The sequence below is a fragment of the Anaerosporobacter sp. genome (genome assembly GCF_965301125.1).
This window is the reverse complement of record NZ_CBDLAM010000003.1, coordinates 1-22,599: the sequence shown is the minus strand read 5'-3', so window position 1 is coordinate 22,599 and position 22,599 is coordinate 1. Positions and strand designations below refer to the sequence as shown.

At 35.7% G+C, this 22,599-nt stretch carries 14 protein-coding genes, 1 tRNA gene and 2 other annotated features; of the genes, 2 read left to right on the top strand and 13 right to left on the bottom strand.

Annotated features, from left to right (window positions below):
• Position 1 precedes the first annotated feature (1 nt).
• From ACW2QF_RS00655 to ACW2QF_RS00640, 4 genes are all read right to left on the bottom strand, one after another.
• Entirely contained in the window at positions 2-2,539 is a 2,538-nt protein-coding gene (locus tag ACW2QF_RS00655; protein ID WP_455714057.1) for an Ig-like domain-containing protein, read from the bottom strand.
• A gap of 158 nt (positions 2,540-2,697) precedes the next feature.
• On the bottom strand, positions 2,698-5,136 hold the full coding sequence (gene pheT / locus ACW2QF_RS00650; RefSeq protein ID WP_455714056.1) for a phenylalanine--tRNA ligase subunit beta: 2,439 nt from the start codon (positions 5,134-5,136) through the stop codon (positions 2,698-2,700).
• A 12-nt stretch (positions 5,137-5,148) separates the two neighbouring features.
• On the bottom strand, positions 5,149-6,180 hold the full coding sequence (pheS, locus tag ACW2QF_RS00645; RefSeq protein WP_455714055.1) for a phenylalanine--tRNA ligase subunit alpha: 1,032 nt from the start codon (positions 6,178-6,180) through the stop codon (positions 5,149-5,151).
• 136 nt (positions 6,181-6,316) lie between these two features.
• Positions 6,317-6,565, bottom strand: a binding site (T-box leader).
• Positions 6,566-6,631: 66 nt separating this feature from the next.
• Entirely contained in the window at positions 6,632-7,252 is a 621-nt protein-coding gene (locus ACW2QF_RS00640; protein WP_455714054.1) for a zinc-ribbon domain-containing protein, read from the bottom strand.
• A 204-nt stretch (positions 7,253-7,456) separates the two neighbouring features.
• Here ACW2QF_RS00640 and ACW2QF_RS00635 point away from each other — a divergent pair, with 204 nt between their 5' ends.
• The gene (locus ACW2QF_RS00635; protein WP_455714053.1) at positions 7,457-8,290 is read left to right on the top strand and encodes a YihY/virulence factor BrkB family protein; all 834 of its coding nucleotides are present in this window, start codon (positions 7,457-7,459) and stop codon (positions 8,288-8,290) included.
• A 138-nt stretch (positions 8,291-8,428) separates the two neighbouring features.
• Here the strand turns inward: ACW2QF_RS00635 and ACW2QF_RS00630 are convergent.
• From ACW2QF_RS00630 to infC, 4 genes are all read right to left on the bottom strand, one after another.
• Positions 8,429-8,500: transfer RNA gene (locus ACW2QF_RS00630), tRNA-Asn, on the bottom strand.
• 555 nt (positions 8,501-9,055) lie between these two features.
• Positions 9,056-9,412 carry a 50S ribosomal protein L20 gene (gene rplT, locus ACW2QF_RS00625; protein ID WP_455714052.1) on the bottom strand — a complete coding sequence of 119 codons (357 nt, stop codon included), beginning with the start codon at positions 9,410-9,412 and terminating at the stop codon, positions 9,056-9,058.
• A 22-nt stretch (positions 9,413-9,434) separates the two neighbouring features.
• On the bottom strand, positions 9,435-9,632 hold the full coding sequence (gene rpmI, locus ACW2QF_RS00620; RefSeq protein WP_455714051.1) for a 50S ribosomal protein L35: 198 nt from the start codon (positions 9,630-9,632) through the stop codon (positions 9,435-9,437).
• 209 nt (positions 9,633-9,841) lie between these two features.
• Positions 9,842-10,336 (bottom strand): translation initiation factor IF-3, encoded by a 495-nt coding sequence (gene infC / locus ACW2QF_RS00615; RefSeq protein WP_455714050.1) that lies wholly within the window; start codon positions 10,334-10,336, stop codon positions 9,842-9,844.
• A gap of 412 nt (positions 10,337-10,748) precedes the next feature.
• Between infC and ACW2QF_RS00610 the strand changes: the two genes are divergently transcribed.
• Positions 10,749-12,536 carry a methyl-accepting chemotaxis protein gene (locus tag ACW2QF_RS00610; RefSeq protein WP_455714049.1) on the top strand — a complete coding sequence of 596 codons (1,788 nt, stop codon included), beginning with the start codon at positions 10,749-10,751 and terminating at the stop codon, positions 12,534-12,536.
• A 122-nt stretch (positions 12,537-12,658) separates the two neighbouring features.
• On the opposite strand, the gene ACW2QF_RS00605 is transcribed toward ACW2QF_RS00610, so the two are convergent.
• The 5 genes from ACW2QF_RS00605 to ACW2QF_RS00585 form a co-directional block, all read right to left on the bottom strand.
• A complete protein-coding gene (locus tag ACW2QF_RS00605) occupies positions 12,659-14,248 on the bottom strand; it encodes a peptide chain release factor 3 (protein ID WP_455714048.1) in 1,590 nt (529 codons plus the stop codon).
• 149 nt (positions 14,249-14,397) lie between these two features.
• Positions 14,398-16,377, bottom strand: coding sequence for a threonine--tRNA ligase (thrS, locus tag ACW2QF_RS00600; RefSeq protein WP_455714047.1), 1,980 nt, complete (start codon positions 16,375-16,377; stop codon positions 14,398-14,400).
• Between the two features lie 583 nt (positions 16,378-16,960).
• Positions 16,961-17,210 (bottom strand) — a binding site (T-box leader).
• A gap of 136 nt (positions 17,211-17,346) precedes the next feature.
• Complete coding sequence (locus tag ACW2QF_RS00595; RefSeq protein WP_455714046.1) at positions 17,347-19,242, bottom strand: alpha-amylase family glycosyl hydrolase; 1,896 nt, start codon at positions 19,240-19,242, stop codon at positions 17,347-17,349.
• A 37-nt stretch (positions 19,243-19,279) separates the two neighbouring features.
• Positions 19,280-21,643, bottom strand: coding sequence for a TIM-barrel domain-containing protein (locus ACW2QF_RS00590; protein WP_455714045.1), 2,364 nt, complete (start codon positions 21,641-21,643; stop codon positions 19,280-19,282).
• A gap of 17 nt (positions 21,644-21,660) precedes the next feature.
• Positions 21,661-22,536 (bottom strand): carbohydrate ABC transporter permease, encoded by an 876-nt coding sequence (locus tag ACW2QF_RS00585; protein ID WP_455714044.1) that lies wholly within the window; start codon positions 22,534-22,536, stop codon positions 21,661-21,663.
• Positions 22,537-22,599: the final 63 nt, after the last annotated feature.

The window sequence follows — 22,599 nt, the reverse complement described above, 5'->3', positions numbered from 1 at the left end:
CCTAATATACATACACCGTTGAATTGATTTGAGCGGCATTACCGTTTGCATCTTTTAGGCTGTTATCTGCTGCTGGTAATAATGTTAATCCTGAAGAAGAGTTTACAACGCTACCAAAGTAGATTGTAATTGTTTTATTGGTTGTATCATATGCTACATATGTAGCCGCAGAATCTCGATATAATGTACCATTCATATATACACTAAATTTAGCAGTTCCTGTTACTGCTTCGTTAAAGGTAAGAACAACTCCATCTTTAGCAGTGGTTAATTTAGCAGACACAATGGTTGGTGCTACATTTTCTTTTAGCACTATTGTCTGTGTATAATTTGTTATTGCATTATACGAATTATTGTAGCCTTTAACTCCCTTGATTGTGACTGGATAATTGGCATTGTACTTGATACTTCCAGCAGCTAATGTTAAATGTATTTCTGCTAATGAAGTTGTATTTGTTACCAATTCTGCTTTCGTTATTACTGCACCTGCTACTGTATAATTTGATACATTTTGTGCAGTCTCTAAATCTAATTTATGATCAAACTTGATACTAATCACGCTTGCATCTTCCGTTGATTGCGCAATGGAAGATGGTGCTGGCAATGTGGTATCAGAAGTTGCATTAGATTTAACATTTACGGTTGTTTTTGCGCTTTTATTATAATAAGCATCTCTTACAAATCCTGTTGGGATTGCAATTTCATACTTACCTGACACTGTCATTTGCTTGCTTTCTAACTTTAAGCTAACTGTTTTATTGTCAACAGTAGCTACATAATTAATATTATTAGCTGGATAGATATCATCATTATCTGTAACTATTTTCGCTGTTAATGTTCCCTTAGTTGTTACAACTGTTACAGGTTCTGTGTATTCTAAGGTTAATGTATATACTCCATCTGTGCTTGTTAACTCGGAACTTTTAATTGTTGGTGCTTTTGTATCTGGTGAGAAATTAACCACTCTAGACACAGCAGTAGCTGATGTTTTGTCTGTTGAAGCTACATTATATGCGTTCCAACCTTTTATAGACACTGTTTGATTTCCTGATAGTGCAGCAACTTCAGTTGGTAATGTAAAGTGAACCAACTTATTATTATCCGCATCAACACTAGCTGAATAAATAGGTGTCTCGTTCACTGTTAACACACCAGTTCCATATGGCGTAATAGAACGATTAAATTCTACTGTAACCGTTTCATAAGCTGTACGACTAATGTTTACTACAGTCGCTTGTGGTTTCGTACTTGTATCATAATATACAAATACAGAAATGAAGTTTTGTTCGGAATAATTACCTGCAATATCTTTCACACCTTGTAATGTAACTGTATATGTTTTTGAAGCGTTACTTGGTGCTATACTTGATAAATCGATTGTCAATGACTTCTTATCGCTTGATAAGACATAATTAGAAGCTGTCGTCAATAATGCAGTTTCTACTGCTGTTGCTGTACTCGTAGTGCTTTGTGTATATGCAACTGCCATACTACTTACATCAATTGCTTCACTGAAATTAATTGTTGTTTTCAAACCAGAATCATCAATGGCTGAACCCAAGTATGTAGGTGCCACATTATCAATTAGGGATATTGATTTAACATAAGGAGTAATTGCAATTCCCTCTTTTGTCAAGACATCACTTGAGATATTAATGGTATATACACCATTGAATGTATTCGTTGCTTTGATTGTTAACACTTTTTGATCACTAGAAAGTGTTCCTGTTAAAGAACCAAAATCACTAGCTTGATTTCCCTTTGAATCTTTACCAGCTGCTATAACAATTGCTGATGTTAACTGATTTGTTTTTGTATCTAGTACTGTTAAAGGATCAACCGCTGAGCTAAATGTAATAACTAATTCATCTGCACCTTTAAGCGCTACAGAAGAAACCTCCGCTGTTTTCTCTACTACCCTAACTAATATGCTATCTTTTACTGTACTTTTAGCTGCTTTTGATTTTGAATCTGCTGCTGTAGCAACGATATTGAATGTTCCTACTTTAGCAGGTGTGAATACACCATTCTTATCAATTGTTCCATATTCTTCTGGTTCTACACTCCAGTATGTTTTATCGGATGCTTTAGAAGGGGTAAGTTTACGATTAAAATCATAAGTATCTCCCATCTCAACCACATGCACATTGTTTTCTAGCTTGGCATTACTGATTTTAACTGCTGTTGCTGGCACTTTAACGGTGATCTGACTAGTAAGAACACGTTTTGTTCCTGATGAATATGTAATTGTACATGATATCTTTGCTGTTCCTTTAGAAACCGCTGTTACAGTAGCACTCCCTTTACTTGCTTTTACTGTAGCAACTTTAGTATTAGAGGATTTCCATGCATACTTACTACCTGATCTTTGGTTCTTAACTGTTAGTTTATATTTTGTCCCTACACCAGTAAGTGTTTTCTTCGATACACTTAACTTTGGCACTGCTGTCGCCGCTTCTGAGTACTTTGGTACTGCAAAAGTAGAAGCTATTAGTAATACAGCCATAAATAAGGCAATTTTCTTTACTAGTTTCTTCATAAATACCCTCCTATCATAATTGTAATCGTTATTGGTAGATTATCACAGATATTTGTCAAAAGTTTGTTAGAGTCAAATAGACAACTTTTGTAGCTGAATGCCATATGTGGCTATTCACATATGGCATTCGACCCATAAAAGTTGTAATATGATTTCCTTTATTGACGAAGTTCAATTCCGATCTTAGAAAGACCATTTAAGATCTTCGTCATAATTTCATTAACGTCTTTATCTTCTAACGTACGATCTTTGGCACGGAAGCTAATGGAATATGCCATAGATTTATAACCTTCTTTAATCTGTGCACCTTCATAGATATCGAATAATGTAACAGATTCAAGTATCTTACCACCATTCTTACGAATAATTGCTTCTACATCACCTGCTAGGATTGATTTTTCCATTACCATACTGATATCACGAGTTACAGCTGGGTATTTAGCAATTCCTTCATATTTCACTGCAAATCCTGCACGAGCCTCAACTTCAGGCATATCAAGTACTGCAACATAAGCTTTCTCGCCGATATCATAATTATCAAGTACATCTGGATGAACTTCACCAAGATATCCAATCACAACACCATCATAGATGATATTTGCTTGTCTTCCTGGATGTAAGAAAGTTTTACCTGCATTTGGATCATATGTCTTAATTGCTTTTAGCCCAATTTTCTCTAGGTACTCTTCAATAACACCTTTTAGATCGAAGAAATCACCTGCACCATACATACCAAGTGTAACTTGTGTTCTTTCATCTGGAAGCTCTGTTAATGGTAATGCTTTTGGTATATAGATGTTACCGATTTCGTATAGACGAACATCTTTGTTTCTTCTATTGTAGTTTGTTGATAAAGAAGTAAGCATACCATTAAGAGATATTGTTCTCATAATACTGTAATCTTCACCAAGTGGATTTGAGATTACTACAGTCTTACGAAGTTCATCATCAGCTGGAATTAATAATTTATCAAATACTTTTGGACTTTCGAAAGAATATGTCATAGCTTCATTAAATCCAAAATGTTCTGCGATATCTCTAGCTACATTCTCAATTCTCATCTTAAATGATAATTTACCTGTAGTAGCTTCTCCTGTTGGAAGTGTTGAACCGATTTTATCATATCCATAGAAACGTGCAACTTCTTCTGCTAGATCTGCCATACGATGAATATCTTGTCTCCAAGTTGGAACAACTACTTCTTTTGTCTTCTCATCATAATCTAAATCAATAGCTTTGAAGTAACCAATCATAGTTTCTGCATCTAGGTCAGTTCCAAGTAATTTGTTAATTCTGTCTGGTTCAAAAGCTACACGATTTGGTTTACGAACCTCATCGTATACATCAACGCATCCACCAACAACTTCACCAACGCCTAATTCATTAATTAATTGACATGCGCGGTTAATTGCTTCCATTGCGTTGTTTGGATCAAGTCCTTTTTCAAATTTGCCAGAAGCATCTGTTCTTAAACCAACTTTCTTACTTGATAGACGAATATTCGTTCCATCAAAACAAGCTGCTTCGAATAATACTGTCTTAACATCATCTGTAATCTTAGAGTTTTCTCCACCCATAATACCTGCAAGGCCGATTGGTTTATCCGCATCACAAATCATTAATATAGAAGAATCTAGTTTTCTTTCTTGACCATCTAATGTCTGGAATACTTCTCCGTCTTTTGCACGACGTACTACAATCTTGTTTCCTGAAACTTGATCTAGATCGTATGCATGCATTGGTTGCGCATATTCTTCCATAACATAGTTTGTAATATCCACTAAGTTGTTGATTGGACGAATTCCACAGGCTGCAAGTCTTCTTTGCATCCATTTTGGAGATGGTCCAATTTTAATATTCTTAACTACCCTTCCAATAAAACGTGGACAAAGGTCTTTTGCTTCTACTTCTACACTAATGTAATCAGAAGCTTTCTCATCATTTTCTTTCACTTCTACTACTGGTGGTACGAATTTTTTACCGAATGTAGCAGCTGCTTCTCTAGCAATACCAAGTACTCCAAAACAGTCAACACGGTTTGATGTAATCTCATATTCGAATACCACATCATTAAGTCCTAATGCTTCAATTGCACTTGATCCGATTTTCAAATCTGCATATTCCGGATTATCACTAAAGATGTAGATTCCGTTCTCTGGTGCATCTGGGTACATTTCTTTTGTTGAACCAAGTTCTTCGATCGAGCACATCATACCACATGATTCAACACCACGAAGTTTACCTTTTTTGATTTTGATTCCACCAGCAGTTTTTTCTCCATCATGGCCACCTGCTACACGTCCTCCATCAAGAACTACTGGAATTACGTCGCCTTCCTCCACATTAGGAGCACCTGTTACGATCTGTACTTGATCTCCTTCTTCTGAGATTTGTACCTGACAGATGATCAATTTATCTGCATCTGGGTGCTTTTCTATTTTTAAGATCTTACCAACTACGATTTTTTCTAAGTCAGCATCTAATTTTTCATATCCTTCTACCTTAGAACCTGATAATGTCATGGCATCTGTGTATTCCTGTGCTGTTACATCAAGTTCTGGCACATAAGCTTTAATCCAAGATAATGGTGTATTCATTCTTCTTACCTCCTAGAACTGTTTTAAGAAACGAGTATCATTTTCGTATAATAATCTCATATCGTCAATTTCGTATTTTAATAATGCAATACGTTCAAGACCTACACCGAATGCAAATCCTGTATATTCTTCTGGATCAATTCCACTCATTTCAAGTACGTGAGGATGAACCATACCACAACCTAAGATTTCAATCCAACCTTCTCCCTTACAGAAACGGCAGCCACTACCTCCACATTTGAAACAAGATACATCCATCTCTGCACTTGGCTCAGTGAATGGGAAGTGATGTGGACGGAACTTAACTTTTGTATCTTCGCCGAAGATTTCCTTAGCGAATACTTCTAACGTTCCCTTTAAGTCTGCAAATGTAATATTCTTATCAATAACAAGACCTTCGATTTGGTGGAAAGAAGGAGAATGTGTTGCATCTACTTCATCAGAACGGAAAGCTCTACCTGGAGCAATCATACGAATTGGAAGTTTTCCTTTTTCCATCTCATGTACTTGAATTGATGATGTTTGTGTACGAAGTACGATATTGCTATGCGCGTCTGAGCTTACATAGAAAGTATCTTGTTCATCTTTTGCTGGGTGGTTTGCTGGAATATTAAGTGCTTCGAAGTTATAGTAGTCATATTCTACTTCTGGTCCTTCTACTACTTCATATCCCATACCGATGAAAATTCTCTCTACTTCTTCTAATGCAATTGTATTTGGATGACGATGTCCTACCATTGGTTTTGTCGCTGGTAATGTTACATCAATTGTTTCCTTCTTGATTTGCTCTTCACGAAGTTTCTTCATAAAAGCCGCTTTCTTTTCTTCTAAGCAACTTTCTAATTTTTCTCTTGCTTCGTTTACCATCTGACCTACCATCGGTCTATCTTCTGGTGCAACATCTTTCATAGATTTTAATACTGAAGTTAATTCACCTTTTTTACCAAGGAAGGCTACTTTAATTTCATTTAATTTTTCTAATTGTTCCGAAGCATTAATCTGAGATAACGCCTCATCTACAATCGCTTTCAATTTTTCTTTCATTTTGCGAAGCTCCTTTCAGTTTCTCACATGTGGTATAATTATACTCTAACTAATGCGTATTAATTGATATTCAAATTAATTGGACCTTTTCAAATCCAATAAAAAATCCCTTATACAACACACATCAGTCTGTTATATAAGGGACGAAATATTCTAATCCGCGGTACCACCCTGCTTCTTATCACATACGCAATAAGCTCTTCTTTGATGAATAACGGTCATTACCCGGCATATTCTACTAAGTAGTTCTTCTATAAGTCTACAATTCCAATATGCAGCTCCTGTGGGAAATTCAATAATTGCCTGAACTTAAAGAAGCTTACAGCCGGTGACTTCTTCTCTCTGAAAGAATACAATTATCTACTAACACATTCATTGCTTTTATCATTATCACGTACTATTCTAGCATATGCATTTTTTTTGTCAAGTAGGGATTTGATTAGAGTGAACTCTAATCAAAATCAATAACCTTCCATTTACCATTTATTTTCTCTAGAGATACATCTGCATCTTGGGTTTCTGTTTGTCCCAACAAAGAAACAGTTATGCTTAGTGTCACTTCCGCATAATCCCCATCTACTTCTGTATCTGAAACTTTTACTTTCTTTACTTTAATACCGCTATCTTCAATAGCTTCACATATTTCTTTAATCTCATCATAATCATCTACTTCTGATACAATATATTTTTGAGCACTTTTTGCATCAAAATCAACCATTACTGCATTAATAAATTTTTCAGCTACATCTGCTGGTTTACTTGGATATGAAAAAAATCCTTTGTAAACAAGAAATACAATTGCTAAGACTGCTATCAGGCCAAATACTCCCGCAATTATTTTTCCTTGCTTATCATTCTTCATTTTTTGATTTTCATCTGGAATTGGGCTATAAACTGGAGCAGAATATTGTGGTTGATTTGTTGAATTAACACCTACATTTGGATTCACACTTGCTGTTGGTTGAACAGTTTGTGTAGCATCTCCTCCAACCCTAGTACCACATTCCGTACAAAATTGTACACCATCTCTTAAAGGCGCACCGCACTTTGTGCAAAATTTGTTTTCTGACATATGTAATTCCTCCCATTCTATTATATGTGTACAAAATTATACGTAATTTCGTACCACATATATCCATTTTATAGATATTCTCTCTTTCTGTCAATCGTATCTATATTTTTTATATTCAACCTTGCTTTTTTTTGAAATATATCTTACCATTAGTACATATATTATCAATGATAGGTAACTATTCATGAAAAGATTGGAGTGACTATGAAATTAATAACCTTAATTCAAACAATCCGAATGACTTGTCGCAAAATAGCAAGTGACTACGTACCTACCTTTTCTGCACAAGCCGCGTTTTATATAATTATTTCCTTCTTTCCATTTACTATGTTCTTATTAACATTGATACAGTTCTTACCCTTAAAAGAGAGTGAATTGTATATGTTAATCAGAAACTTTTTCCCTAGCGGAATTAATACTTATGTTGTCTCTCTCATCTCTGACGTATATGTACAACCGGCTACAACTATTATCTCTATTACAGCCATTACCACTCTTTGGTCTGCATCAAGAGGTTTCTTAGCAATCGTTAAAGGCCTTAACACGGTTTATGGAATTAATGAGAGTCGTAATTATTTCAAATTACGTATGACTTCTGCAATCTATACTTTAGCATTTGCTATAATTATTGTTGTATCACTTGGTTTACTTGTATTTGGAAATCGTATCTACTTATTCATTAGCGCTCAGTTTCCACTGGTTAACGATTTAGCTGTAGCTATTATTGGATTACGCACGATCGCCTCATTAGCTATATATACGATATTCTTCCTGCTACTATATGTTGTAATTCCAAACCGCAAGACAAAGTTCTTTAACGAACTTCCTGGTGCTGTTATCGCCGCTGCAGGTTGGATGTTATTCTCCTTCTTGTATTCGATCTATATTGATAACTTTGGTAAATTCTCAACTATGTACGGAAGTCTTACTGCCTTTGTATTGTTAATGCTATGGTTGTACTTCTGTATGTATATTCTGTTTATTGGTGCAGAGATTAATGTATTGTTACCGAAGATTTGGCCGTTCAATAAAAAATAAAATGATGATGTTTCGAATTTATAGTATTTTACATGCAAAAAAACACTCCCAAGAAGTCTAGCGCCTATGACTCACATATTCTACATAGGACACACCTTCTTGGGAGTGTTTTTACGTTCTATTTCATTGCTTTATTAACTCCCCGAGCGGGGCTCGAACCTGCAACACCACGGTTAACAGCCGTGTGCTCTACCATTGAGCTATCGAGGAAAATTTACATGTTTATTGTATTACAGTGGTCAAGTGTTGTCAAGCAAATTCTACTTAATTAGGAAAAAGGAATCATATGATTTTATATATAGTCTGTGCCATTCAAAATATTATCCATTCACTACCTTGCCTGTACTTGTGTATCTATAAATAAGAAAAGCAAAACTCTTAATTGCATAGATTTACTTCTTAGCTGACGTACTATGACTAAGAAACGATAGCGTAACATCTATAGTACTTCTTAGTGTGTACGGTATATCCTAGGAATGCGAGGCATGGAAGCCGAGCAAGCCTGAGCTGAGGCAGGATGCCGAATCGAAGGCGCTTCCGTATCATTTTGAAACCTGTATTGTACACACTTAGAAGTACTTAGATGTGTAGCGTGTTTCGTGTCATAGTACGTCAGCTAAGAAGCTACGAAAACGTAAATAGAGTTTTGCATTCACTACCTAAAATACACAAGTACATCAATGTACCAATACAAAAAATGCCAAGACAATGAATTGTCTTGGCACTCTATAAAACAAACTACGTTTGTCCTAATATTCGCTCTGATTAAGCTAATTTAGCTTTTGCAACTTCAACTAATGCTGCAAAACCTTCTGCATCGTTGATAGCCATTTCAGATAACATTTTTCTATTAACTTCAACACCAGCTAATTTTAAACCATACATGAATTTGCTATAAGAAAGACCATTGATTCTAGCAGCGGCATTGATTCTGGCAATCCATAATCTTCTGAATTGTCTTTTTCTTTCTTTTCTACCTGCGAATGAAGAAGTTAATGCTCTCATTACAGATTGTTTTGCCACTCTATATTGTTTTGATCTAGCGCCTCTATAACCTTTAGCTAGCTTTAATACTCTATTGTGTTTTTTTCTAGCGTTCATTCCGCCTTTAATTCTTGCCATTTCCTAGTTCCCTCCTTATATCCTATAAATATGGTAAAATTTTCTTCATGTTTTTAACGTTACTTGAATCTACTAAAGTAGCTTTTCTAAGATTTCTTTTTCTCTTAGTTGATTTCTTAGTTAAGATATGGCTCTTGTAAGCTTTCATTCTCTTTAATTGACCTGTTCCTGTTTTTTTGAAACGCTTAGCTGCTGCTCTGCTTGTTTTCATTTTTGGCATGATAGTTCCTCCTTAATAATATCTTCCATCTGTTATTATTTGTGACATAATGTCCATCACAATATGCCACTAACATATCTATCCATGGGGACTTTCCTACGTAACTACCTACGAGATACCCCATATCAGAACAACCAGCTACGTAATCGTAGCTTTGTTGTCGTGAATTAAATTGCTTCTATCCTGTTGCAGTTTAATACTGCTTACTCTTAGCGTTTTTCAGCCAAGAACATAATCATACTTCTTCCTTCTAATTTAGCAGGTTTTTCAACAACTGCTACATCTTCAAGACGTTCAAAGAAAGAATCAAGGATTTGTTTACTTGTACCCATGTGGGCCATCTCTCTACCACGGAAACGTAGAGATACTTTAACTTTATCACCTTTTGTGATGAATTTTCTTGCTTGATTAGCCTTAGTATTAAGGTCATTCTCATCAATGTTTGGTGATAAACGAATTTCTTTTACATCTGTTACTTTTTGCTTTTTCTTAGCTTCTTTTTCTTTTCTAGCCAATTCATATCTGTATTTGCCATAATCAATAATTTTACAAACAGGTGGTTTAGCTGTCGGAGCAATCTTTACTAAATCTAGATTCGCTTCCTTTGCTAATTTCATTGCATCTTTAGAAGACACAACTCCTAACTGTTCTCCATCTTCGCCAATAAGACGAACCTCTTTGTCTCTGATTTGCTCATTAATCATTAAATCGCTAATAACGGTACACCTCCATAGGTTTGTTACAACATAAATTTATATACTACACAAAAAAAACGCAGATAGCAAATCTATCCACGTCTTCAAGTTCGATCTATATTCAGTAAGTTCTACTAAATTCTCTTGAAATAATAACCCAAGTCACATTCGTTCGTGCTAAGGTGAGAGTGGATACTCTGCTTCACTGTTTTCTGCAACTCACTTCCGATTTCATCGGTTCGTGTCACAGCTTTTTAATTGTAACACAGATCAAATTCATTTGTCAAGAAATATTGCTATCTTTTTTATAGCATATATTTACATAATATTTCACTCTGAATATTGTTGATTTTTACATATTTATACTATAAAATAGATATATATGGAATTTTATGAATTTTTAAAGGAGAGGATAATCATTATGGGGTCAAATTCACAAGATAGCAATGCTTTAAATCATGATAAAAATACAATCCGAGGTAAAATATACCGCAACAATAAGGGTTTAATCAGTATCATGTTAATAATTGTAGGCTTAACAAGTTTAAGCTTGCTCCTTATATTTATGTATCAATCGAAACAACTTAAATTCTCACAATTACAATCCACCGCCAATGAAATTGTTACAAAAGAACAAAATTTAATAACTTCTTTAGCTAACGATATCATAAGCAACACTCCTACAAATAATGAAATAAATAATTGTACAGCAGAGAAAACTATAAAATCTATTTCCTATCATCTTAATTCAAGTGCGAAAACTAGTATAAACAAAGCAACAGCATTACATACTCAAATTCATACCTTAGCATCAGAAGCACTTACCCTAAGTCAGACAAATCCCACAGAAGCCTCTAATCTAATAACCTCTCAAGTTCGTCCGTTACTTAATGATTTCTCCTCTTATCTTCATATGTTATCTGACTATTATGGTAACCAATTAATTACTAATATAATCATTATTCGTACACTAACGATATTCGCTTTCTTCTTAAATATCATTCTGGCCATTGGTGCTATTATCTTCTCTCAAAAGGTCAGTAACCGAACTGCGGAAAGTCTTATCAAACCAATTAACATGTTTGTGTATTGGTCTGAGCAATTGTCACAAGGTGTTGATTCTGTTTCCTTTACAAAAGATCACATGGAGAACGAACTTATTGAAGTCGATATGATGGTTCACGCATTTCAGCGTCTTGCAAACAACATTCAACATAATGTAGATGTTGTAAAACGCGTCGCAGATGGCGACTTAACAGCCTATGTAGAAATTCACTCTTCTACCGATAGTCTCGGTAAGAACCTTTATCACATGGTACAATCCAACGATATCATGTTTGCTGAGATAAGCAGAATTGCAAATACAGTATCAAACGAAGCACAAGGAATCTCCGATGCAAGTAATTCCCTCGCAGAAAGTTGCAGTGTGCAAGCCACTACTGTTATCGCCTTTAAAAATGCAATTGGTGAAACTTATGAACTAATACAAGCAAGCTCTGCCAAAATAAAAGAAGCTACTGCAATCTCCAACAAAATCAAAGATGAAACCATTGATAGTTCTACAAAGATGGCTGAACTACTTGCCGCTATGGAGGATATCCAGACTGCTTCAGAAAATATTTCTGCTATTATTCGTACAATTGAAGATATAGCAGCTCAGACAAATCTCCTATCTTTGAATGCTTCCATCGAAGCTGCTCGTGCAGGAGATGCTGGTAGAGGATTTGCTGTTGTTGCTAATCATGTAAGTGAACTTGCCGCCAAAAGTGTAGAAGCCGCATCCGAAACGAAGAAAATGATTGAAGATACCATTAAGAAGACTAACATTGGTAACAAAATCTCCGTTGAAGCAGCCAATTCCTTTAAGACAATTGCAGAAAGCATTGATCATATTGTAATGGCAACCTCCGAAATTGCTACTGCAGGTAATATACAGACCGAACATATCACTACAATTACTGCAGATATCAATCAAATCTCAGAATCAGTAGAAAGCAATGCTGCTGCTTCCGAAGAAACTGCCGCTGCCTCTGAGGAACTTATGAATAGCGCTACATTATTAAAGGATGCAATGGGTCGTTTCATACTAAGAGAACGTGAACCTGGAAAACCTTATATTCCAAAGGAGAAACGAGATGATCCAGAATTCATTCGTCAAGCAGAAGCAAATTATCAAAAAGCTGTTGCGAAAGGCAAAGTTAAGCTTTAAGTAACTAAAAATAATCCCAAGAAGGTGTGGGCCTATAACGAATATGAAATATGTGTTATAGACATTCAACTTCTAGGGATTATTTTTGTATTTCCATCTATATTTTATTATCTATATAATAATTAGGAACGACCGAATTCTGATAATTCTAGACCTTCATTACGATCCAATACTGTATTAATACTCCAGCTATGAGTAAAGATAAGTAGTGGATTGTCTTTTAAGTCTTTAATTTTCTTCGTATCCGAAGTTACACTTAATTTGGACACATCCGTATCCTTGCTTACGATCCAGCGAATGTGTTCATATGGAAGTGGTTCAAGACGAATCTCTACACCATACTCTGACTCAAGTCTAAACTTAAGTACATCAAATTGTAGTACACCTACTACCCCTACAATGATTTCTTCCATACCTGTATTGAATTCTTGGAAAATCTGAATCGCACCTTCTTGTGCAATCTGGGAGATACCTTTGATAAATTGTTTTCTCTTCATTGTATCCACCTGACGTACCTTAGCGAAATGCTCTGGTGCAAAAGTAGGAATTCCTTCGTATTCAAACTTCTTATTTGGCATACATATGGTATCACCTATGGAGAAGATACCCGGATCAAATACACCGATAATATCGCCTGCATACGCCTCTTCTACTATTTTACGTTCTTGTGCCATCATCTGTTGTGGTTGGGATAATTTGATTTTCTTACCACCTTGCACATGATTTACTTCCATACCTGCTTCGAATTTACCGGAACATATTCTCATGAATGCGATACGATCACGATGTGCTTTATTCATATTTGCTTGAATCTTAAATACGAATGCTGAGAATTCTTCTTTTAACGGATCAACGATTCCTTCATGTGCCTTACGTGGAAGTGGTGATGTTGTCATAGAAAGGAAATGTTGTAAGAACGTCTCAACTCCAAAGTTAGTAAGAGCAGATCCAAAGAAAACAGGTGTCAATTTACCTGCACGAACTTGCTCCAAATCAAATTCACTACTAGCTCCATCTAGAAGTTCAATTTCTTCTGATAATTTCTCATGCAAATCTACACCAATTAACGAATCTAATTCAGGACTACCAAGTTCTACTTCTACCGTGTCTACTGCTTTCTGTCCGTTATTTGCTGCTGTAAACTTTGAAATTGTATTGGTATTACGATCATATACTCCCTTAAAGTTCTTACCACAACCGATTGGCCAGTTGATTGGGCAGGTATGAATACCAAGTACATTCTCAATTTCATCTAATAACTCAAACGTGTCATTTGCTTCACGGTCCATCTTATTAATAAATGTGAAAATTGGAATTCCACGCATAGTACATACTTTGAATAATTTTTTTGTCTGTGCCTCTACACCCTTAGAAGCATCGATAACCATAACTGCAGAATCTGCTGCCATTAAGGTACGATAGGTATCTTCTGAGAAGTCTTGATGCCCAGGAGTATCAAGGATATTGATACAATAACCATCATAATTAAACTGCATTACCGAAGAAGTAACCGATATACCTCTTTGCTTCTCGATTTCCATCCAGTCAGATACTGCATGTTTTGCAGTTTTCTTACCTTTAACAGAACCCGCAAGATTAATTGCACCCCCGTATAACAATAACTTTTCCGTTAATGTCGTCTTACCTGCATCAGGGTGAGAGATAATCGCAAACGTTCTTCTTTTCTTTATTTCGTTTGTGTAATCAGCCACAATATTTCCTCCATCTTACATGGAAAAACATTTTGTCCCGAAGGACAAAATGTTTTTCTATCTTATTCTACTATATTTATCTGCTCTTTTTTCTATACAAGTGTTTATATTCGTATCAATCTACACTTCTTGAATAGTCATAGCAAATCTTATTTTCCCTTGTTCTTACCCTCTTCTTCCTGTACTTCAATCTTACGAATTTCTTTCGTTCTGATTTCTTTACAGATTTCATCAACAAATTGATTAACTGGTTTTTGACCTTCATCTCCAAGATAACGGCTTCTTACTGATACAAGGCCTTCTTCTTCTTCCTTTTGACCTACAACTAGCATGTAAGGAACACGATCAAGTCTTGTTTCACGAATCTTGTAACCAATCTTTTCTGCTCTTTCATCTACTGTAACAAGCACGCCGTTTTGTTGAAGCTCTTCTCTTACTTTGTTTGCATAGTCATGATATTTTTCAGAGATTGGAAGAATTCTAACTTGTTCTGGGCATATCCAAGTTGGGAATAAACCTGCATATTTTTCAATTAACCAAGCAAGTGTTCTTTCATAACATCCGATTGAAGTTCTATGAATGATAAATGGACGTTTCTTTTCGCCGTTTTGATCAATGTAGAACATATCAAATCTTTCAGCTAATACGAAGTCTAACTGAATTGTAATCATCGTATCTTCTTTACCATAAACGTTCTTAGCTTGGATATCAAGTTTTGGTCCGTAGAATGCAGCTTCGCCTTCTTCTTCTGTATAAGTAACTCCAAGGTGATCTAAGATTTCTCTCATCTTGTTTTGAGTCTTATCCCAATGTTCTTCATCACCAAGATATTTTTCTTTATTGTTTGGATCCCATTTTGATAGACGATATGTTACATCTTCTTCTACTCCAAGTGTTTGTAAACAATATCTTACTAAGTCAAGACATCCAGCAAATTCTTCTTCAACTTGTTCTGGAGTTACAATTAAATGACCTTCTGAGATAGTAAACTGTCTTACACGAGTAAGTCCGTGCATCTCACCTGAATCTTCATTTCTGAATAGTGTTGAAGTTTCACCGTAACGGCATGGAAGATCTCTATAACTCTTTTGACTTTGTTTATATACATAGTATTGGAATGGGCAAGTCATTGGACGAAGTGCAAAAACTTCTGAATTCTCATCTTCTTCATCGCCAAGTACAAACATACCATCTTTATAATGTCCCCAGTGATCTGAGATTACATACAAATCTTTCTTAGCCATTAAAGGAGTCTTCGTACGCATATATCCACGTCTCTCTTCTTCATCTTCAATCCATCTTTGAAGAGTTTGAATCATCTTAGCACCTTTTGGCATAAGAAGTGGAAGACCTTGACCAATAACGTCTACTGTTGCGAATAATTCCATCTCACGACCTAATTTGTTATGGTCACGTTTTTTGATTTCTTCAAGGTGTTGCATGTAAGCATCTAAATCTGCATTCTTAGTAAATGCAGTTCCATATACTCTTACTAACATCTTGTTCTTCTCGCTACCTCTCCAGTAAGCACCTGAAGAAGAAATCAATTTAATTGCTTTTAATGGTTTCGTACTCATTAAGTGAGGTCCACAACATAAGTCAACAAAATCTCCTTGTCTATAGAAGGAAATCTCTTCGTCTTCTGGTAAATCTTCAATTAATTCAACCTTATAAGATTCACCCTTTTCTTCCATGAATTTGATAGCTTCTTCTCTAGGAAGAGTGAATTTTTCTAATTCAGCACCTTCTTTGATGATTTTTTTCATCTCTTTTTCTAATTCATCAAGTGCTGCACGGTCTAAAGATTCCATATCGAAATCGTAATAGAAACCTGTATCAATAGAAGGTCCAATCGCAAGTTTTGCATGTGGATATAATCTCTTAACTGCTTGTGCAAGTACGTGTGATGCTGTATGTCTATAAGCAGCCTTTCCAGCTTCATCGTTAAATGTTAAGATACTTAATTCACAATCAGAATCAACAACAGTTCTAAGATCTACAACCTTACCATCAACTTCTCCAGCACAAGCCATTCTAGCAAGGCCTTCACTAATATCTTTAGCAATATCAATTACTGACATTGCACTTTCGTACTCTTTTATAGAGCCATCTTTTAATGTGATTTTCATCGTTTTTGTTTCCTTTCATATCAATTTTTCTTTTTATTATTACTTTATATATCATTTCTATAACATTGTGATCTAGGTTAGTAACGTCTATTATAACTTTCTCCATAGCCATATGCCTACCTAAGGGACCTTTTTTACATAATAACCTCTTTACATAAATACCTCGCATTGCACACTAATTCACTACTTGAATAACCAGGAAAGCAAAACTCTCACTACTTTCGCCCGCTTCTTAGCTAACGTACTATGACTAAGAAACAATAGCGAAGTACCTTAGTACTTCTTCGTGTGTACTGAGTAACCTAGGAAGGCGAGGCATGGAAGCCGAGCCAGCCGTGCGATGTAGAAATTACTAGCTTTAGATTACCTTTATGTCATCGCACTAGGGAGGCAGGAGCCGAATCGAAGGCGCTTCCGTACCATTTACTACACCTACCGTACACACGTTAGAAGTACTTAGGTACATAGCGTATTTCGTGCTATAGTACGTTAACTAAGAAACTTCGATAAACTCCCAGAGTTTTGCCTTCCGTCCTACAAGTTATTTCATAAAAAAAGCCCCTTCCGATTCACAATGTAAATCGAAAGGGACGAGTCTATTCTCGCGGTTCCACCCTAATTGGTACATAGATTAATACGTACCCACTTCATTCTACCTACTCCATGTCAACGGTAACCTAGACATTATTGCAGGCATAGATTATAACGGAATCACCGGACCGGATTGGGGTCACTCAGAGGTAGTTTTCAGATATTTCATAATAAGATATTCACAGCATACATATCTCTCTCTGCATTATTCCATATCGTACTCGTCTCGTCATAGTGTTCATGATATTTATTGTTATTATTGTTTTATATAATAACAACTTTTGCTGTATTTCATTATATCATCTGCATTAGTATTGTCAATATAGAAATCTTTCATTCTAAACATTATTTTAGAAGTAAGACCTTATGACACCCCATTTATCTTAATTCTAACAAAAAATTACTATGTGGTGGAATGTTAACCAAGACTTTATCCTGACTTATACTCCAGTCAACCTGTGAACCTAGCAGATCTACTACCTGTTTAAAACATGTGTATCCATAATATGTATATGGTATTTCAATCACCCTATCTTCATCATCAACTGAAGCCACAACAAACAAAACCTCTGTATCTGTACATCTAGCATATACCAGCACATAATCATCACTAGATATGAATTGAAGCCCACCATAGGATAGTGATTCCTTACTCGTCTTCAATTCCGCTACCCTTTGATAAAGTTTGTAATAAATGGATTTCTCCATATCTCCCTGCCAAGGCATTGGATATCTGCATCCCTCCACATCTTGTATACGGCCTGCAATTCCTGCCTCGTCACCATAATAGATACTTGGCGTCCCTGGTAATGTAAAATATAATACAACTGCTGTTTTGTAATCCTCATAAGAAACTATACTATTATTATGCAATCGGCTCACATCATGACTATCTAATAAGTTAAATTGCACCTCTTGCATAACAAATGGGAGTTTACCTAAGTATTGCGTGATTCGTTTTTTCAAATTACATGCAGTCATCTTTTTTAGATGAAACTGTAATTCGCTTTTTCTTTGTTGAAACAAATCTATTTCTCCAGCAAATTCTCGAATTGGTCTTGCACAAGCGAAATAATTCATTGTAGCATCCCACTCGTCTCCCTTAAGATGCTCTACACAGTCTGACCAATCCTCTCCAACAATATATGCATCTTCCTTCTCAGCCCTAATACTCTTACGAATCTCTGGCCAAACCTCTTTATGCAACTGAACTTTATTATTCCTAGCCATAACATCAGCAACATCAAATCTCCAACCATCAATGTTGTATGGTTCTTTCAGCCACTTTTTAATCACAGAATCTTTCGCACGATACACGATATCCCTTAATTCATTATTCGTATAATTAAGAGTCGGAAGTGTATCCACATTGAACCAAGTATCATACTGATTATCATCATGAAAGAAATAATACGATCTCTCGTTTGCATTCTTATTGTGATATGCTCCTACTGATTCTGGATAAAAAGTTCCACACTTGTTAAACCATTTGTGAGCAGTTCCTGTATGATTAATAGAGATATCAAGTATGATTTTCATCCCATTGTCATGTAATGCTTTAGATAATTCAGCTAAAGCTTGATTTCCTCCAAGGTGCTCATCAATTTCAAAATAATCGATACAATCATAACGGTGAACGGTGGCAGCTTTGAAGATTGGATTGATATATAATGCTGTTACACCCAGTTCTTTTAGATACGGAATTTTACTTTGAATTCCTTTCAGATCTCCACCATAGAAATCTAAGCCATACACCTGTGAATATTCTTTGGGTTCTTCATTCCATTGATCTACATGAATGGTGTTATGCCCTTCAAATTGATACTCACCATTCTTAACGTCATTCGTCTTATCTCCATTACAAAACCGATCAGGGAAGATTTGATAGAATACGGCTTTCTTTACCCACTCTGGTTGCTTATAATTGGTCAGGATACAAAAATCATAGATTTCATCAGGAACATAATCTGTTATCCGATATTGGGTATAATAGAAGATTTCTGAATCGGTAACAATATAGAATTGGTATCGGAACTCATCTTCCCATACTGTAACTTCACAGGAATAGTATACTAATCCATTAATAATACCATCTTTTTTCATGGTAAATAATTGTTCTGCTCCATTGATTTTTGCACGTAGGATTACATTCTTTACCTCCTTATTGTCAATACATCGTAACGAGATTCGAATGGTTTCTCCTTTATCCGGCAATGGATTACTTACATAATATCTGCTTCCATCTGAGTAAACACTATTCAACCACTCCTTCATATCTTAACGCCTCCCTTTCAAGTTCAATCCTATATTATTAATACGCCAATATAATTTCACTAATGGCCCGAAATAAATCTTCTTCTAAATTAAGTTGCATAAGACTACTTAAGGAATATGGTGATTCGTCCTTTTTCAACTCATCATAGATTCTTTCTTTTGTTAAGGTTTCAATCTCCGCACGATCTAACAATTCAAAGACTTTCTTTAACACTGGATTTTTGGCCAAATGCATCTCTGCGCATATATAGAACTCCTGTCCCTGGTTAACAGCTACCGGATAGAACTCCGTTATGTATTCCCCCTTATCTTCATCATAAGTAACCAAATCCATATCGGAATTATCTTTCCTACCTACACAGACTCCCTCACAACTTTTAAATCCGATGATATGTATTCTATATTCTCTCTCTGGTGGTATACAATTACATTCACCATCAACTGGATGAATCGTAAATATGCCTTCTTCATAATTCCATTCCATATTCGTTATCGCATAATTTCCATCTTGATATGCATATGTAATTCCATCATCCTCATACAACGAAAAGCTACCATCTGCACCTGCATAGATATAGATATCCATCTTCTCTGGATTGTTGACACTATCCTTTGCTCCTTCTAACACCGCCATCGGAATAATTGTACCAGCTTTCGCCAATACAGGCAGTTGTTCAATTGGTCGATACATCCATAGACTCCTACCGCCTTTGTATATGAGACCTGTCATACAATCGATATATATCCCTTCAGGCAGCCAAACCTGGGAACACCCAAGAAGGATCGTTTCATTTCCCTTTTTCGTAATCGGACTAACAATAAGTTCTGTACCAAAATAATATTCATTCTTAACATCATATGCTTCTCTACACTCTGGGTTGTGATAATACATAGGCTGTATCAATGGCTCCCCTTCTTTATGACATCTATAATTCATTGTATATAGATATGGCAATAAACGATGGCGTAATTGAAGATAGTAAATCATAATCTGTTCCGTCATTACACGATAAGTCCAAGGCTCTTTCCGATTAAATGGACTTGCTGAACTGTGCAATCTCATAATAGGAGAAAACACACCAAACTGCAGCCAACGAACTGCTAATTCTTCACTTCTAACTCCTAACATATGTCCACCGATATCATGGCTCCACCATGTGTACCCAATATTCGAAGCATTGGCAGTAAAGAACGGCTGAAAATCCAATGATCTCCACGACATAACTGTATCTCCTGAAAAGCCTATTGGATATCTATGACTTCCTGGACCTGCATAACGAGATAGAATTAATCCTCTCTTCCCGTTCCTGCAGCTATCTTTGTAATGATAATAATTCAATAACCACAACGGATCTAATCCTTCGATCTTTGATGTACTTCCTTGTTGCCAATCTAACCACCAAAAATCAACCCCATCTTTCTCATATGCATGATGAATGTGCTTAAAATATGCCTCAACAAAATTAGAATCCGTAATATCGAATGCGATTGGGTCCTCGTGAGTACTATCTATGCCTAATTCGTTTGCCATATCCTGATACATAATTTCATGCCCACGAACCCCTTCTGCTGGGTGAACATTCAACGTAACATGTAGATTTCTATTGTGAAGCCATTGTAAGAACTCTTTATAATCAGGAAATAATTCTTCATTCCACGTATATCCCGTCCAGCCACTACCATAGCGCGAATCAATATCAACTAAATGCCAATCCATATCTATAACAGCCACTGCTAACGGTACCTTCTTTTCCTCAAACTTATCAATTAAATCCTTGTAAGACTCCTGTGTATATCGGTAATAACGACTCCACCAGTTTCCTAATGCATAACGAGGTAATAACGGTGTATTTCCTGTTAAGTGATAATAATCTTTAAGTGCATCTATGTATTCTCTTCCATAACCAAAAAAGTAGAAATCTATATAATTTTTCACTGGGGGCGTAAGCCTTCCTTCTTTGTCAACACCAAAGGAATGGCTATCATCTAATACGGAAAATCCATTCCAAGATAGAATTCCCTGATCAATCTCTACCTCACCGTCTGCTAAATCTAGAGTCCTAGCCGTTCCTCTCAAATCTTCTATTGAATCTCCATAATTCCAAGTACTATGATATACAGTAAGATTTCCTCTTACTTTGATTGACAAACCTTGATTTGAGAATTCTTTCTTATTATATATTACATGAATATAGTCTGTTATTATTTCTAGTTGTTCTTCTTTTTCTATGAGACGAAATTCACAGGTAGAAAACTCTCGATTTCTTACCACTTGTGTTAATTCGTCTTGAAACTTTCCATCTTGTTGATATTCCAATCGAACCATGCGTGGCGTAATCATAGTTATTCGATAGGAAGGACCAATAATCTGATTTTCCCTTACTTTTGCTTGTTCTTTCATCGTCTCACACTCTTTTCTTATTCTTTAACAGCCCCCATTACAATACCAGATACAAAATACCGCTGAAGAAATGGATAGATGATAATTAATGGTATTACAGATACAACGATTTTCGCACAGTTTAGATTTCTTGATGATACTTGGAGATACTGTCGTAATAGCTCAATATTATTAATCTTCGACATATCAAAGGATGCGGTAACCTGTCTGATATAGGTTTGCAGTGGATAATTAACCGTTCTGTTGATATATAATATTGCTGTAAAATAGTCATTCCAATGACCTACAATACAAAACAAGGATAAGGTAGCTAAACAAGGTAGGGACATTGGAATCATAACCTTCCATAAAATCTTGAATGGAGAGGCCCCATCAATTTCTGCTGCCTCCTCTAAGGATTTTGGTACTGCTCTAAAAAAGTTCATCAAAAGAATTACATTACCAATTGGCACTGCCGCTGGTATGATTAGTGACCAGATACTATCCATCAAACCTACTTGCTTTACTACCATGAATAACGGAATCATACCTGCTGGAAATAGCATTGTAAATATTGCCAACTTCATATAAATTCCTTGTGCACGGAATTCTCTCTTGCTCTTTGACAAAGGATATGCCATAAGAATAGTAAGGAGCATATTGATTCCCGTACCAAGTACAACCCTTATTACAGAGATTATAAAGGATCTCCAAAACTGTGCATCCTCTAATATCTTCTTATATGCATTCAGATTAAAATTAACTGGTAAAAACGATACTCGATTGGCAGTGGCAGAAGCACTATCACTAAGAGAGACAGCAACAACATTAAGTAAAGGAAGTAAACAAGATAATCCTAACAATAGCACCACTAGAAATATTATGACATCGGATACTTTTACTTTTTTATGCATAGTAATATAGTACAACCCTTATTACAGAGATTATAAAGGATCTCCAAAACTGTGCATCCTCTA

Excerpts from the sequence above, each read along its gene's own strand:
- ACW2QF_RS00655 (WP_455714057.1), bottom strand. The coding sequence starts at position 2,539 with ATGAAGAAACTAGTAAAGAAAATTGCCTTATTTATGGCTGTATTACTA.
- pheT (WP_455714056.1), bottom strand. The coding sequence starts at position 5,136 with ATGAATACACCATTATCTTGGATTAAAGCTTATGTGCCAGAACTTGAT.
- pheS (WP_455714055.1), bottom strand. The coding sequence starts at position 6,180 with ATGAAAGAAAAATTGAAAGCGATTGTAGATGAGGCGTTATCTCAGATT.
- ACW2QF_RS00640 (WP_455714054.1), bottom strand. The coding sequence starts at position 7,252 with ATGTCAGAAAACAAATTTTGCACAAAGTGCGGTGCGCCTTTAAGAGAT.
- ACW2QF_RS00635 (WP_455714053.1), top strand. The coding sequence starts at position 7,457 with ATGAAATTAATAACCTTAATTCAAACAATCCGAATGACTTGTCGCAAA.
- rplT (WP_455714052.1), bottom strand. The coding sequence starts at position 9,412 with ATGGCAAGAATTAAAGGCGGAATGAACGCTAGAAAAAAACACAATAGA.
- rpmI (WP_455714051.1), bottom strand. The coding sequence starts at position 9,632 with ATGCCAAAAATGAAAACAAGCAGAGCAGCAGCTAAGCGTTTCAAAAAA.
- infC (WP_455714050.1), bottom strand. The coding sequence starts at position 10,336 with ATGATTAATGAGCAAATCAGAGACAAAGAGGTTCGTCTTATTGGCGAA.
- ACW2QF_RS00610 (WP_455714049.1), top strand. The coding sequence starts at position 10,749 with ATGGGGTCAAATTCACAAGATAGCAATGCTTTAAATCATGATAAAAAT.
- thrS (WP_455714047.1), bottom strand. The coding sequence starts at position 16,377 with ATGAAAATCACATTAAAAGATGGCTCTATAAAAGAGTACGAAAGTGCA.
- ACW2QF_RS00595 (WP_455714046.1), bottom strand. The coding sequence starts at position 19,242 with ATGAAGGAGTGGTTGAATAGTGTTTACTCAGATGGAAGCAGATATTAT.
- ACW2QF_RS00590 (WP_455714045.1), bottom strand. The coding sequence starts at position 21,643 with ATGAAAGAACAAGCAAAAGTAAGGGAAAATCAGATTATTGGTCCTTCC.
- ACW2QF_RS00585 (WP_455714044.1), bottom strand. The coding sequence starts at position 22,536 with ATGCATAAAAAAGTAAAAGTATCCGATGTCATAATATTTCTAGTGGTG.